Raw genomic sequence first — 14,028 nt, 5'->3', positions numbered from 1 at the left:
CAGTGTTAAACCACCTCCTCGGGAGGTGGTGATTGTTTTTGGGCTATCCCTGTCCGGTATCGGTTGTGGTTTTTTAGCGACAGAATGGGGGTTGCGGTGTCGCCAATGAGAGACATGTAACCATTTGAATTTTAAAGAGTATAAAAGTCAGTGCTTGTGGTGTCTCTGTTTAACGACAGTTCTGATCCAGAATGCTTGATTTTTCAGCACGTTAATCATTTTGGTGTTTGGTGGCTCACTACTTTTAATGTTTTATTTATCAATGAGTAATGATTTTTATCTGGTGAGATTTGAAAAGTTGGCATCATTCATGCTTAATTAGAGGCGTAGATGCTCATTCCACCTTCTATGTTTGCTTCGGCTTCATAAACCTGGGAATGACGCAGAGCCATTTACGGTGCCTGACGTCCGGTTATTGATGAAGTGCTGTTTCATCGCGGTTGGACGTAATGTTGAGTGGGGCACCTTAAAGTTGTCTTTCAGACCTGATTTTTATTGCACGCTTGTCGCTGGTCGGCAAGCGTTTTTTTTCGCCGTTATTTTGCTAAATCAATCGGTTATCAGAAAAGTGGGGAAGAAAGCCGAGTGGAAGAAAATAGGCGAAACGAAACCGGCGCGGGGTCGCGCCGGTGTGGGGGGCTTCAGGCGTCGTGAGATGTCTGTAACGTCAGCAGCAGGCCGTCGCGCCGCATGCGGGCAGCGTCTTCAGGGCGTTTGAGTCGGTCAAAGGCATCAGCACACCAGGCGTAGTCATAAGCGTCTGGTCGCAGTGCCAGTGCGGCGGAGAAAGCATCGCTGGCCTGTTGCCATTCGCCATGCTTCATCAGCAATTGCCCCAGCGTGCTGTGTAACAATGCATCGTTATTGTGCTGTTTCAGACGCTGACGCAGTAGTTTCTCCAGTGGCTCCGGTTGACCACTATTGAGCCGGGGGATCAACTGCACCAGTCGGTAGTCAAACTGCTGCTTGAGCCCGTCAATAATGATGTCTTGTGCGGTCGCCGGGTCATCACACACGATCAGGCGTTCAGCCATTGCCACCTGCATCGCCAGTGACTGGCGGGCTTTACGCGGCTGGTTTTTCCACCACTGTTTCAACCCTTCGCTGCCGCCTTCCGACATTGCCTGATCCATCAGACCGATGGTGGCGCGCTGCTGCAATTCATCCAGCGAGGGTTCATCATGCAGCCGGGTTTTACGCATGGCAGGCAGAATATCCAACAAGGCGCTGTAGGCGTGGGTACGCAAAAACGCCTGTTCCGCCAGACGCAACACTTCCGGGTGGCGTGGTGCCACTTCCAGCAGACGATCGACGCCATGACGAGCGGCGTGGTCTTCGTTACGTGCCAGTTGAATGCGAACGCGGGTGATATCGACCGGCAACTGGTCGCCGTCGGCGATTTCCGCCGCCCGCTCAAGATACTGACGGGTACGGAATTCATCGCCGCGTTGCTGGGCGGCTTCTGCCGCCAGCAGGTAATTCACCACTGGTTGCTCGGCGTGATCGGCGTTACGGGTGAGCAGTTTTTCTACCTGCAGATAGTCGCCTTCGGTCAGTTTCAGCAACGCGGCTTTAGTTTGCTGGCGTGCCCGGGTGCGTTTGCGTCCGATGAACCAGCCGCGTGTGCGCGCCCCGGTGCGGAATACTCGCCGCAGTAGCCATTCCACCGCCAGAAAGGCCAGCAGAAACAGGACCAGCATAATCACCAACCCGGTGACGCTGGTTTCAATGTTGTAATTGTCGGTTTGGATCAGTACGTAACCCTGATGACCCGCCAGCATTGGCCCGACCACGATGCCCGCCAGCAGCACCACAAATAGCAGCAGTACCTTCAGCATAATCAGCCCTCCTGTGGGGTGGCGGACGGCTGCGCCAGCAGGTTGCGAACCCGGGTTTGCATCAGTTTATCCAGCAGTGGCTGGCTTTGCAGTTCGTTCGGCACGTCCATCGCTACCGACTGTTGGCTTAGCGCATCCAACTGGTCGAGAAACGCTTTGGTGGTCGGATCGTTTTCGTCAAAGTAGGCGCGCACCCAGGTCGCGGCGGTTTCGAGCGATTGACGGTAGGTTTCATTCTGATGGCGCGGCACCGCTTGTGCGGCGATTAACAGGCGAGAGCGGATATTTTCACGCAGATAGACATCCTGATTCGGTGCCAGCAGCGGTTCAGCGCTGTCGTCACGGCGGCGGATGGTGATGAAATCCGACAGGAAATTGTGCCAGCTCTTGCTCAGGTTTTGCCGCCATTCACTCACTGAGGCCGACAAGGTGGAGTCGTTTTCTTCCATCGGCGCTTCATCGGTATCGGTATCCGCCAGACGCAGGTTGTCTACCTGATCGGCCAGTTGATTCACTTTCAGGATGATACCGTCGAAATCCACCTGACTGACACCCGCCAACATGCTGATGTCATGGGTAATGGCGCGTCGTACTTCCAGCAAACTCGGATCGTTCATGTCGGCCAGGCTGGCATCCGCGCTCTTCAGTAAGGCACCGGCGGTGGTGACGTCTTTATCGCTCCACAGTTTACGGCCTGCCTGTTTTACCAGGAAATCAGCCTGCGCCAGCAACCAGGTTTTCGAGTCGCTGTTATTGAGTGTCGCCAGTTTTTCCTGCATTTCGCCGGCTTGTCGCGTCAACGTCGCCAGCCGTTGTTCATCGGCACTTAGGGTTTTCGCCTGTTGGTCCAGCGTCTGCTGCCATTGTTGCTGCGCTTGTGATTGTTGTTTTTGCAGCGCCGCAATCTGGCCTTGCAGTTGGCTGAGCATGACATTCTGGCGGACCATCTGCTGATGGGTGTAATAGTACACACCGCCGCTTAGCGCCAGCGATACCACGATGGCGATAGCACCCAGCACCAGACCGTGGCGTGGTGCGCCGGGCGTTTTCGGCGATGTTTGCGGCGAGGAGGGTTCAGCCCGTTCGACCACCTCTTCGGAGGGCGTTGAGGAGGTAATGTGTTCCGTCATATGAGTACATCCTATGATCAGGGTAATGGTAAGTGTCCGGGTTCTTCTTTCGCTGCGTGACGACCGCAGCGTAACAGTCTATTCGGTATCGCTGTAGCTATTTGGTATCACTAGCTATTCGGTATCACTGTAGCGCGCGCATCAATGCATCGTTATCTGCGTTATCGGCGATCCGAATATCGCGCCAGCCCAACTCATGGGCCACGCCAGCCAGGCGTTCGCTAACTACCACGACCCGACAATCAAGCAGCCAGGTCGTTCGGTAATAGTCAGGTACCAGGGTATAGAACTGCTGCAACATTTCTCCACTGGTGATCACCAGTGTGTTGATGCTCAGGCGTTGCCAGCGCTGGCATTGTTCTGCGCCGTCGTAGACCACCGGGTTACGTTGATAACATTCGCAGTAACGCACGTGCGCCCCGCGCTGCTGCAATGTGTCGCCCAACAATTCTCGTCCGCCGTTGCCGCGCAGTAACAACGCCTGCTTACCCGTGACGTGCTGTAACGCCGGGGACTGCAATAGGGTTTCGCTGGTCGCGCGTTCCGGCGGGTAGTGCACCGCTAAGCCGCTGACGGTATGCAGCGCCAGTCCGGTGGAGCGCCCTACGGCGAAGTAGGTAAGTGACTCAGGCCAGCCCATTCCGGCACGGGATAGCGCTGGATCGGCGTATTCCACCACCTGCTGCGACAGGGCGAAAACCAAATCGCCGGGGCGCAGCGCCTGTAGCAGGGTGGGCAATTGTGATAATTCGCTGCCCGGAGAAAATTCAATTAACGGGCTATGGTAGGCTTGCAAGCCAGCCATTCTTAAACGGGCTACCAGCTGCTCACCCGCAGGAGAGGGACGGGTAACCAGAATCGTCATGACGAGGCTCCTCCATAAACCGATTGCAGAATGTCGCGCGCGCCGCGTTCGAGCAGCTCATCTGCCAGGTCGATACCCAGCGCTTCGGCATCCTGACGCGGGCCACGGCGTTCAGCGTAAATAATGCGGCTACCGTCTGGTGCTCCCACCAACGCTCGCAGATACAGCGTGTCGTCCTGTAGTTCGGCATAGCTGCCGATAGGCACCTGACATCCGCCTTCCAGCCGGGTGTTCATGGCGCGCTCGGCCAGCACCCGTGTGGCGGTATCATCATGGTTAAGCGGTGCCAGCAGCGCGCGGGTACGGGCGTCGTCCAGTCGGCATTCCACACCTACCGCACCCTGACCGACCGCCGGTAACGACTGTTCCGGGCTGAGGGCGGTACGGATACGGTTTGCCAGACCAAGGCGTTTAAGCCCTGCGACGGCCAGAATGATCGCATCGTAGTCACCGTTATCCAGCTTGGATAACCGGGTGCCGACGTTGCCACGCAGGTCGCGGACAACCAGATCCGGGCGATGGGCGCGCAACTGGCACTGACGACGCAGGCTGGAGGTACCGACGCAGGCGCCTTCAGGTAGCTCATCCAGCGTGGCATAGTGGTTGGAGACAAAGGCGTCGCGCGGGTCGTCACGCTCGCAAATGGTCACCAGACCTAACCCTTCTGGGAACTCGACGGGGACATCTTTCATCGAATGTACCGCGATATCAGCACGGTTTTCCAGCAATGCCAGTTCCAGTTCCTTGACGAATAATCCTTTGCCCCCCACCTTGGCCAGTGGTGTATCCAGCAGGACATCGCCGCGGGTGACCATCGGAACCAGTTCCACCCGTAAACCGGGATGACAGGCTTCCAGCCGTTGCTGCACAAAGTGGGCCTGCCATAGTGCCAGCGGGCTCTGTCGGGTGGCGATCCTGAGAATAGTGTCTACCATGCTTAATACCGTATTGATCCTTTTTTTCCATCGTACCATTGAAGGCAAGCCGGTGTCAGTTGCCCGGCCCTCGCAATGACGAGAGTGGGGAGAGAGAAAACCCTTGCCGGAGATAGCCGCACGTGGCAAAAGCGGCGATAATATGTGCAATGCTGAAGCATCAATAAACAAATCCGACTTTCTTTAGTTTCTTTACGCCCTTTCAGCAAGGTGTTAAATTGATCACGTTTCCAGCAATACACTGCCCACCATTCTTCCAATATCTATCCAGGGCAGTCTGGAAAACAACGGCTTCTTTATAGGCACTGGGATAAGCAGGCGAAACGTCTTGTACTTCTACATCGAGACACTGAAGCAAAGACTGGATGCGATCAACCAACTGCGTGTGGATCGTGCTCTGGAAGCAATGAAACCGGCTTTTAAGCAGGTTTACAGTCTTTTGCCAGTTTTATTACATCATCATCATCCGTTGATGCCTGGCTATCTGGAAGGCAAGGTTCCGCACGGCATTTGTCTTTTCTTCCCCGATGAAAAACAGCAACACTACCTCGATAGCGTGGAGTTACGCTGGGGTGAGTTGTCCGTGCCGGATCGCAAAGGCGAATTGCCGATCACCGGTGTCTATTCGATGGGCAGCACTTCGTCCATCGGGCAGAGTTGCAGTTCCGATCTCGATATTTGGGTGTGCCACCAATCCTGGCTGGATAGCGAAGAGCGCCAGCGGTTACAGCAAAAATGCCTGTTGTTGGAAAAATGGGCGGCAGGTCAGGGGGTGGATGTCAGTTTCTTCCTGATGGATGAAAACCGTTTCCGCCACAACGAGAGCGGTAGCCTGGGTGGCGAAGACTGCGGTTCTACCCAACACATTTTGTTGTTGGATGAGTTTTATCGCACGGCGGTGCGCATGGCGGGCAAGCGCATCCTGTGGAACATGGTGCCGGTAGAAGAAGAGGAGCACTACGATGAGTATGTGCTGTCTTTGTATGCCCGTGGCGCGCTGGCACCAAACGAATGGCTGGATCTCGGCGGCCTGAGCGCACTGTCGGCGGAAGAATACTTTGGCGCCAGCTTGTGGCAGTTGTATAAGAGCATTGATTCGCCTTACAAAGCGGTGCTGAAAACGCTGCTGCTGGAAGCCTACTCCTGGGAATATCCCAATACCCGTTTGCTGTCGAGCGAGATCAAATCGCGTTTGCATAACGGCGAGATCGTGTCTTTCGGGCTGGATCCGTATTGCATGATGCTGGAGCGTGTGACCCAGTATCTGACGGCGATTGATGATCAGACCCGGCTGGACCTGGTGCGTCGCTGTTTCTATCTTAAAGTGTGCGAAAAGCTCTCCCGTGAGCGCGCGTGTACCGCCTGGCGTCGCCAGATCCTGACACAGCTGGTGCAGGCATGGGGATGGAGCGATGAGCGGCTGGTGATGTTAGACAACCGGGCGAACTGGAAAATTGGGCAGGTGCGCGAAGCGCACAACGAATTGCTCGATGCCATGATGCAAAGCTATCGCAACCTGATCCGTTTCGCCCGCCGCAACAACCTGAGCGTCAGTGCCAGTCCGCAGGATATCGGCGTACTGACCCGTAAGCTGTACGCGGCGTTTGAAGCCTTGCCGGGTAAGGTGACACTGGTGAATCCGCAGATTTCGCCTGACCTGTCGGAACCGAATCTGACCTTTATTTATGTGCCTGCCGGGCGTGCCAATCGCTCTGGCTGGTATCTGTACAATCAGGCGCCGTCGATGGACGCCATCATCAGCCATCAGCCGCTGGAATATAACCGCTATCTCAACAAGCTGGTGGCCTGGGCGTACTTTAACGGCCTGCTGACATCGTCTACGCGTCTGCACATTAAAGGCCATGAACTGTGCGACATCGCCCGGCTGCAGGAACTGGTTTCGGATGTGTCCAGCCATTTCCCGTTGCGGGTAGCGGCACCCACGCCGAAAGCGCTGTACAGCCCGTGTGAAATTCGCCATCTGGCGATTATCGTCAACCTGGAACATGACCCGACGGCGACATTCCGCAATCAGGTGGTGCATTTCGATTTCCGCCAGTTGGATGTCTTTAGCTTCGGTCAGCAGCAGCAATGTCTGGTCGGCAGCATTGACTTGCTGTACCGCAATTCCTGGAATGAAGTGCGGACCCTGCACTTCAGCGGTGAGCAGGCGATGCTGGAAGCGCTGAAAACCATTCTTGGCAAAATGCATCAGGACGCTGCGCTGCCGGAGTCGCTGGAAGTCTTCTGTTATAGCCAGCATTTACGCGGGCTTATCCGTACCCGTGTGCAGCAACTGGTGTCCGAGTGCATTGAACTGCGCTTATCCAGCACGCGTCAGGAACCGGGCCGTTTCAAGGCGGTCAAGGTCGCGGGCGAAACCTGGGGGTTGTTCTTCGAACGCCTGAGCGTGTCGGCGCAGAAACTGGAAAATGCGGTGGAGTTTTACGGCGCGATTTCCAACAACAAGCTACAGGGGCTGCCTGTTCAGGTCGAAACCAACCATATTCATCTGCCACCGGTGGTGGATGGTGTCGCCAGTGAAGGTATTATCCAATTCTTCTTTGAAGATCAGTCTGATAACCAGGGTTTCAATATCTATATTTTGGATGAGTCGAACCGGGTGGAAGTCTATCATCACTGTGAAGGCAGCAAAGAGGAGTTGGTGCGTGACGTCAGCCGCTTCTATTCCTCATCACATGATCGCTTTACCTACGGCTCCAGCTTCATCAATTTCAACCTGCCGCAGTTCTACCAGATTGTTCAACTGGATGGCCGCACACAGGTGATCCCGTTCCGTAGCAGCGCCTTGTCGCATTTGTGCGTGACGCCGTCATCTGAGGAAAAGAAGAATCTGGTGTTGAACCAGCGCTTGCAGATGCTGTAGTACCACGTGGGCAATGCCGCGTAGGGCATTCGGGGGGAACTGACAGAGCGAATAAAATGGGGCGCGAATGCGCCCCATTTTAGTGTCGGTGACGACCTGCCCGGAGTTAGTCGAAATCAATCGTTTCGCCGCTCTGTTCTGAGCACGCCTGCGCCAGCAACGTCATGAAATCGCTGCCACTGCGGTCGCAAATCCAACGGTTGTTCTGATAATCGAAGTGGTAGCCGCCGCCTTTGGTCGCCAGCCAGACCTGATGCATCGGCTCTTGCCGGTTAATCACAATCTTGCTGCCGTTTTCAAAACTCAGGGTCATCACGCCACCATTGGTTTCGTAATCGATATCCGCATCGCCATCAAACTGATCCAGCGTTTCTTCTACTTTCAGCATCAGCGCGTCGGCCAATTGATGAAACTCGCTATCGTTCATATTCGATTCCTATTGATTTTCATGATCCACCTGCGATTATAGAGAGCATAGGTATCCGAATGACAGGTTTTAACGAAATGAAAACTTTTTTTCGTCAGGGCGCACTGGCATTGCTGGTGTTGTCGCTGGCGGGTTGTGGTTTAAAAGGCCCGCTTTATTTTCCGCCGGAGCAGCCAGCACCGGTTAAAAAAACGCAGCAACAAAACACCCAGGCTCCGCAAGCATCATCCGCCCGGCAGCAATAGCCGCCGTAATACGCAGGGTGATTGAGGGTAATCTCACGGGTTGCGACAGTATGGCTGCCGCGCCCGTTTAACGCAGCGGGGTCAGGAAATGCAGTTCTCCAAAATGCACGGTCTGGGCAATGATTTCATGGTTGTCGATGCCGTGACGCAGAATGTCTACTTTTCACCGGATCTGATCCGTCGTTTATCGGATCGGCATTGCGGAGTGGGGTTCGATCAACTATTGATCGTCGAACCGCCTTACGATCCTGAGCTGGATTTTCACTATCGCATCTTCAACGCCGATGGCAGTGAAGTGGCGCAGTGCGGTAATGGCGCGCGCTGTTTTGCACGTTTTGTCCGCCTGAAAGGGTTGACCAGTAAACGTGAGATCAACGTCAGTACGCATAACGGTCGCATGGTACTGTCGGTGACGGAAGATGAACTGGTGCGGGTCAATATGGGCGAGCCCAACTTTGAACCGCAACAGGTGCCGTTTCGGGCGACCAAGCCGGAAAAAACCTATATTTTGCGCGCCGCTGAACACACGGTGTTGTGCGGTGTGGTGTCGATGGGTAATCCGCATTGCGTACTTCAGGTGGATAATGTGGATACCGCGCCGGTAGAGGAACAAGGCCCGTTGCTGGAAAACCATGAGCGTTTTCCTGAGCGCGCCAATGTCGGCTTTATGCAGGTGGTCAATCCCCATCTTATCCGGTTGCGTGTCTTTGAGCGCGGTGCGGGGGAAACGCAAGCCTGCGGTAGCGGTGCCTGTGCCGCCGTGGCGGTCGGCATCCAACAGGGGCTGCTGGCAGCGGATGTCAAAGTCCAGCTGCCTGGCGGTGAACTGGACATTCACTGGGACGGCCCCGGTCATCCGTTGTTTATGACCGGCCCGGCAACCCATGTTTATGATGGATTTATTCATCTATGAAAAATGTGGAAGAGCAGGCTGAACGTCAGGCGTTGACTGACGAACTGGTGTTACAGCATCTGCACCAGCACCCTGACTTTTTCATTCGTCATGCTCACCAGGTTGAGAGCCTGCGCATTCCACACCCGGTACGGGGCAGCGTATCGCTGGTGGAGTGGCAACTGGCCCGTCAGCGTAACCGCATCCAATTTCTGGAAGAGGAGATCGCCTTGCTGATGGAGCAGGCGACCCGCAACGAAGCACTGTTCAGTCAGTTGCTAGCGTTGCAGATGGCACTATCGACTGCCGACTCTTTGCAGGACCTGCTAGACCGGTTGCACCGTTGGGCGCGCCAATTGGGGTTAGCGGGGGCGGCTATCCGGCTGTTTACCGATCGCTGGCGTATCGGCGCGCCTTCCGATTTTACTCATCTGGCCCTTAACCGGACACTTTTTGAGCCTTTGCGCATCCAGCGGTTGGGCGAACGACATCACTACCTTGGTACCCTCAACGGCCCTGAACTGCTGCTCCTGTTACCGCAGGCGCGCCATGTCGGTTCGGTCGCGCTGTCGCTGATGGGAAAACAGGGCGACCTGGGGCTGTTGATTTTCAGCAGCCGTGACAGCCACCATTATCAGGACGGCATGGGTACCGAGCTGCTGCAACATCTGGCGACGATCGTGCCAGTGTTGCTGGAGCGATGGATTGAACGCCTATGAACCCCGATACCCCCTTGTCAGCCCCGGCAGACGCCTTTCTGCGTTACCTGCGGGTTGAACGACAACTGAGTCCGCTGACACAACGCAGCTACGCCCATCAGTTACAGGTAATTATCGAGATGCTGTCGGCATCCGGCGTGACGGACTGGTCATCGCTGGATGCGGCGGGAGTCCGCGCCGTGGTTGCCCGCAGCAAGCGTGATGGCCTGAATGCGGCCAGTCTGGCACAACGGTTGTCTGCGTTACGTAGCTTTCTTGACTGGCTGGTGGGCCGTGGCGAGCTCAAGGCCAACCCTGCCCGCGGTGTGCCCGCACCGAAAGCCGGGCGGCATCTGCCCAAAAACATGGATGTGGATGAAATGGACCGCCTGCTGGATATCGATCTCAATGATCCGCTGGCGGTGCGTGACCGCGCCATGCTGGAAGTGATGTACGGTGCCGGGCTGCGTCTGGCGGAGCTGGTTGGGCTGGATTGCGGACACGTCAATCTGGAGAGCGGCGAAGTATGGGTGATGGGAAAAGGCAGCAAAGAGCGTAAATTGCCTATCGGCGCGACGGCGGTAACCTGGTTGACACACTGGCTGGCTATCCGCGAGATTTATGCGCCAGAGGATGACGCGGTGTTTGTCTCCAGCCTGGGTAAGCGTATTTCGATGCGCAACGTGCAAAAACGTTTTGCCGAATGGGGCGTCAAACAGGGGGTGAACAGCCATGTTCATCCGCATAAACTGCGGCATTCATTTGCTACCCATATGCTGGAATCCAGTGGTGACCTGCGCGCTGTGCAGGAATTGTTGGGCCATGCTAACCTCTCCACCACCCAGATCTATACCCATCTGGACTTTCAGCATCTGGCATCGGTGTACGATGCCGCGCACCCACGCGCCAAACGAGGTAAATCCTGATGTATTTTTATCGCCCGCTCGATCGGATTGATGCCATGACATTCGATTTGGACGATACCCTGTACGATAACCATGACGTTATCCGGCGTACGGAACAGGAGTCGTTGCGGTTTTTGCAGAACTACCACCCCGGGTTACAGGCGTTCACCAGCGAAGGGTTGCGGCTCTTGCGCCAGGAACTGCTGGCGCAAGAGCCAGAGATTTATCACGATGTGACCCACTGGCGCTGGCGTTCCGTACACCTGGCGATGACCCGGGTGGGCATGTCGCCAAACGAGGCCAAAACCGGTGCGGATGAGGTCATGGCGGAGTTTGCCCGCTGGCGCAGTGACATTACGGTGCCGCAGGAAACCCACGACACACTACGTGCGTTGGGGCAGCGTTGGCCACTGGTGGCGATCACTAACGGCAATGCGGATCCCCATGCCTGCGGCCTTGGCGACTATTTTCAGTTTATTCTGCGTGCCGGCCCGGATGGCCGCTCCAAACCGTCCCATGATATGTATCAGCTCGCCGCCGGGCGGCTGAATTTACCGTTGCACAACCTGCTACATGTGGGGGATGATCTGACCACCGACGTAGCAGGAGCGATCCGCAGCGGCGTGCAATCCTGCTGGATTAACCTGCGTGACGGCAACCTGATGCAGATTCACGATTCCCGACTGTTGCCGCATGTGGAAATTTTCAGTTTGGCATCGCTGACCACGTTGCTATAATTCTGCTATTTTTACTGTATATATAATCAGTGGAATTTGTCTCCGATCCGGAGGCCGGGTTCCCTTTTGACGGATAACCGACGCCTATGGACGTTTCTGACCTGCTCGACAGTCTGAATGATAAACAGCGTGACGCCGTGGCGGCGCCGCGCAGCAATATGCTGGTACTGGCTGGCGCAGGCAGTGGCAAAACCCGCGTACTGGTGCACCGTATCGCCTGGTTGCTGACGGTGGAGAACTGCTCGCCGTATTCGATCATGGCGGTGACCTTTACCAACAAGGCGGCGGCGGAAATGCGCCACCGTATCGATCAACTGCTCGGCACCAGCCAGGGTGGAATGTGGATCGGTACTTTCCACGGTCTGGCACATCGCTTACTGCGCGCGCACCATCTGGATGCCGGGTTACCGCAGGATTTCCAGATTCTGGACAGCGAAGATCAGCTGCGGTTGCTCAAGCGACTGATTAAAGCGTTGAATCTGGACGAGAAACAATGGCCACCCCGTCAGGCGATGTGGTACATCAACGGCAAAAAAGACGAAGGCCTGCGGCCACAGCATATCGATAGCTACGGCAATCCAGTGGAGCAGACCTGGTTGCGCATCTATCAGGCTTATCAGGAAGCCTGTGATCGTGCAGGGCTGGTGGATTTCGCCGAACTGCTGTTGCGTGCCCATGAGTTGTGGCTCAACAAACCGCATATTCTTCAGCATTATCGCGATCGCTTTAACAACATTCTGGTGGATGAGTTTCAGGATACCAACCGCATCCAGTATGCCTGGATCCGCCTGTTGGCTGGCGATAGCGCCAAAGTGATGATCGTCGGCGACGACGACCAGTCAATCTACGGCTGGCGTGGGGCACAGGTGGAGAACATCCAGCATTTCCTGCGTGACTTCAACGACGTGGCGACCATCCGTCTGGAGCAGAATTACCGTTCCACCGCCAATATTCTTAACGCCGCCAACGCGTTGATTGCCCACAACGGCGATCGACTGGGTAAAAACCTGTGGACCGACGGTATTGAAGGCGAGCCGATTTCGCTCTACTGCGCCTTTAACGAACTGGATGAAGCACGGTTTGTGGTCAACCGCATCAAGGTGTGGCAGGAAGCGGGTGGTGCGCTCAGCGAATGCGCTATTTTGTACCGCAGCAACGCCCAATCCCGTGTACTGGAGGAGGCGTTGTTGCAGCAAAGCCTGCCGTACCGGATTTATGGCGGTATGCGCTTCTTCGAACGACAGGAAATCAAAGACGCGTTGTCTTATTTGCGCTTGATGACCAACCGCAACGATGACGCCGCTTTTGAGCGTGTGGTCAACACCCCGACGCGTGGTATCGGCGATCGCACTTTGGATGTGGTGCGCCAGACCGCCCGCGACCGTCAGTTGACGCTGTGGCAGGCCACGCGTGCGTTGTTACAGGAAAAGGTGCTGGCCGGGCGTGCGGCGGCAGCATTACAGCGTTTTCTGGAACTGGTGGATGCGCTTGCCAGCGATACCGCTGACTTACCCTTGCATGTGCAGACCGACCGGGTGATTCGTGATTCCGGCTTGTGGAGCATGTACGAGCAGGAGAAAGGCGAAAAAGGTCAGGCGAGGGTAGAGAACCTGGAAGAACTGGTGACGGCGACCCGGCAATTCAGCTATCAGGATGAAGATCAGGATTTGCTGCCACTACAGGCGTTTTTGTCTCACGCGGCGCTGGAAGCGGGCGAGGGGCAGGCGGATGCCTATCAGGACGCGGTGCAATTAATGACATTGCACTCTGCCAAAGGGCTGGAGTTCCCGCAGGTGTTTGTCGTCGGTATGGAAGAGGGGATGTTCCCCAGTCAGATGTCATTGGACGAAGGCGGTCGTCTGGAAGAAGAGCGTCGGCTGGCGTATGTCGGCGTGACGCGGGCCATGCAGAAACTGACGCTGACTTACGCCGAAAGCCGCCGGTTATACGGTAAGGAGACCTACCACCGTCCGTCACGCTTTATTGGCGAGTTGCCGCCTGAATGTGTGGAAGAGGTGCGGCTGCGCGCCAGTGTCTCGCGCCCGGTCAATCATCAGCGCCTGGGGACGCCAATCAGCCAGAGCGACACCGGCTATAAGCTGGGGCAGCGGGTGCGCCACGCCAAGTTCGGCGAAGGTACCATTGTTAATGTAGAAGGCAGTGGTGAGCATTGCCGTATCCAGGTCGCTTTTGTGGGCCAGGGTATCAAGTGGCTGGTGGCTGCTTATGCCCGTCTGGAGGCGGTATAGCGTCGTCGAGGGATGAGGGCGTATGGTGTTCAGTCTGTGCTCATCGGATGTGGCGGGTGGACACAGACTAATCATCTGATTGTCTGTTGACAGTCTTTTTCATCTCAGCGTAACATGCGCCCATCATTATTCCCGGAGGACCCACGCCTTGGACACACCCAGTCGATACTGGCTCAATAACCTACTGATTAGGTATAACTTCTAAGGCTATCTTCCCTGT

Annotated in this window: 12 protein-coding genes; 7 read left to right on the top strand and 5 right to left on the bottom strand. The window is 55.9% G+C overall.

Going from position 1 to position 14,028, the window contains the following annotated elements; translation table 11 throughout:
- Positions 1 to 641: 641 nt before the first annotated feature.
- From hemY to hemC, 4 genes are all read right to left on the bottom strand, one after another.
- A complete protein-coding gene (gene hemY / locus FAZ14_RS16735; RefSeq protein WP_153508901.1) occupies positions 642 to 1,838 on the bottom strand; it encodes a protoheme IX biogenesis protein HemY in 1,197 nt (398 codons plus the stop codon).
- Positions 1,839 to 1,840: 2 nt separating this feature from the next.
- A complete protein-coding gene (hemX, locus tag FAZ14_RS16730) occupies positions 1,841 to 2,968 on the bottom strand; it encodes a uroporphyrinogen-III C-methyltransferase (RefSeq protein WP_153508900.1) in 1,128 nt (375 codons plus the stop codon).
- A 124-nt stretch (positions 2,969 to 3,092) separates the two neighbouring features.
- On the bottom strand, positions 3,093 to 3,833 hold the full coding sequence (hemD, locus tag FAZ14_RS16725; protein ID WP_153508899.1) for a uroporphyrinogen-III synthase: 741 nt from the start codon (positions 3,831 to 3,833) through the stop codon (positions 3,093 to 3,095).
- Positions 3,830 to 4,768 carry a hydroxymethylbilane synthase gene (gene hemC, locus FAZ14_RS16720; protein ID WP_153508898.1) on the bottom strand — a complete coding sequence of 313 codons (939 nt, stop codon included), beginning with the start codon at positions 4,766 to 4,768 and terminating at the stop codon, positions 3,830 to 3,832. The genes hemD and hemC overlap by 4 nt, the downstream gene beginning before the upstream one ends.
- Before the next feature lie 328 nt (positions 4,769 to 5,096).
- Here hemC and FAZ14_RS16715 point away from each other — a divergent pair, with 328 nt between their 5' ends.
- Positions 5,097 to 7,655, top strand: a complete 2,559-nt coding sequence (locus FAZ14_RS16715; RefSeq protein WP_016942885.1) for a class I adenylate cyclase — start codon at positions 5,097 to 5,099, stop codon at positions 7,653 to 7,655.
- 106 nt (positions 7,656 to 7,761) lie between these two features.
- Here FAZ14_RS16715 and cyaY read toward each other — a convergent pair whose 3' ends face one another.
- A complete protein-coding gene (cyaY, locus tag FAZ14_RS16710) occupies positions 7,762 to 8,082 on the bottom strand; it encodes an iron donor protein CyaY (protein ID WP_016942886.1) in 321 nt (106 codons plus the stop codon).
- Between the two features lie 77 nt (positions 8,083 to 8,159).
- Between cyaY and lptM the strand changes: the two genes are divergently transcribed.
- The 6 genes from lptM (at position 8,160) to uvrD (ending at position 13,808) form a co-directional block, all read left to right on the top strand.
- Complete coding sequence (gene lptM, locus FAZ14_RS16705) at positions 8,160 to 8,327, top strand: LPS translocon maturation chaperone LptM (RefSeq protein ID WP_020477063.1); 168 nt, start codon at positions 8,160 to 8,162, stop codon at positions 8,325 to 8,327.
- An 88-nt stretch (positions 8,328 to 8,415) separates the two neighbouring features.
- On the top strand, positions 8,416 to 9,240 hold the full coding sequence (gene dapF / locus FAZ14_RS16700; RefSeq protein ID WP_016942887.1) for a diaminopimelate epimerase: 825 nt from the start codon (positions 8,416 to 8,418) through the stop codon (positions 9,238 to 9,240).
- Positions 9,237 to 9,938: a DUF484 domain-containing protein gene (locus FAZ14_RS16695; protein WP_153508897.1), complete on the top strand. Its 702-nt coding sequence runs from the start codon at positions 9,237 to 9,239 to the stop codon at positions 9,936 to 9,938. The genes dapF and FAZ14_RS16695 overlap by 4 nt, the downstream gene beginning before the upstream one ends.
- Positions 9,935 to 10,843: a tyrosine recombinase XerC gene (xerC, locus tag FAZ14_RS16690; protein WP_016942889.1), complete on the top strand. Its 909-nt coding sequence runs from the start codon at positions 9,935 to 9,937 to the stop codon at positions 10,841 to 10,843. The genes FAZ14_RS16695 and xerC overlap by 4 nt, the downstream gene beginning before the upstream one ends.
- Complete coding sequence (gene yigB, locus FAZ14_RS16685) at positions 10,843 to 11,559, top strand: 5-amino-6-(5-phospho-D-ribitylamino)uracil phosphatase YigB (RefSeq protein ID WP_038925400.1); 717 nt, start codon at positions 10,843 to 10,845, stop codon at positions 11,557 to 11,559. The genes xerC and yigB overlap by 1 nt, the downstream gene beginning before the upstream one ends.
- An 86-nt stretch (positions 11,560 to 11,645) precedes the next feature.
- Positions 11,646 to 13,808, top strand: a complete 2,163-nt coding sequence (gene uvrD / locus FAZ14_RS16680; protein ID WP_023640959.1) for a DNA helicase II — start codon at positions 11,646 to 11,648, stop codon at positions 13,806 to 13,808.
- The last annotated feature ends 220 nt before the right edge of the window (positions 13,809 to 14,028 follow it).

Origin of the sequence: Dickeya oryzae (genome assembly GCF_009372235.1) — a bacterium.
GTDB classification, from domain to species: Bacteria; Pseudomonadota; Gammaproteobacteria; order Enterobacterales; family Enterobacteriaceae; genus Dickeya; species Dickeya oryzae.
Note: the sequence above shows the minus strand (reverse complement) of the source record. Positions and strands in the feature narration are given on the sequence as shown.